General features: G+C 43.1%; 1 protein-coding gene. It reads right to left on the minus strand.

What is annotated here, in order from left to right:
• A partial coding sequence (locus tag C7U56_RS16090) for a nuclease/transposase family protein (protein ID WP_477100012.1) occupies window positions 1-794 on the minus strand: 794 nt, incomplete at both ends.

A 794-nucleotide genomic window follows, 5' to 3' on the forward strand; every position in this document is an offset into this window, starting at 1 on the left:
ATATCCCGCTTTCTCCATAAATGAAGCTTTTGTTTCTTTTTTCCGGATATTTTTCCCTGCATTTCCAGATACTCAAACACAATTACACCTGCCTGATACTCTGCGGCATATTTCGTGATCTCCGCAGCTATTTTGCGGGACAGCTCCATAATATCCCGCTTTCTCCATAAATGAAGCTTTTGTTTCTTTTTTCCGGATATTTTTCCCTGCATTTCCAGATACTCAAACACAATTACACCTGCCTGATACTCTGCGGCATATTTCGTGATCTCCGCAGCTATTTTGCGGGACAGCTCCATATTCAGCCTTTTTGCATAATCCCATCGGCTTTGGACCTGTCTGGAGGAATGTTCCCTCTGAAAACGGCGGATTCTGCCAAGCACATGATACAAATGGTCTTTATCACTGGAGAAATTTATAAATTTACGTCCCAGGATAGTGCCATCTGCCCGCATGATGCTGCAGACTGCATCCGTATTGATTCCCAAATCAACACTGCATATCACCTGCTCTTTTACAGCTGTTTTCGATAAGGTTACTTCCTCTGTGTATGAAAACCGAAGGAAATATTTATGATGTTTCCTTTCCAAAGTTGGGGCAGATGCCTCTTTCCCGCTCCACTTTTTTCGAAGATATTCCATATCGGTATGAAGTAATTTCACCTGAAACCACTTCCACTCACGCCCATCAAATAGCTTTAAATAAGCCGTATCTTCTCCCGGTTCTGCTTCCCTATACATGACATCCCGATAGAATACCGGCATCGCATGATTCTCACAGACCAGCTTCGGTTT

The sequence above is a fragment of the Clostridium fessum genome, from assembly GCF_003024715.1.
Taxonomy (GTDB): Bacteria; Bacillota; Clostridia; order Lachnospirales; family Lachnospiraceae; genus Otoolea; species Otoolea fessa.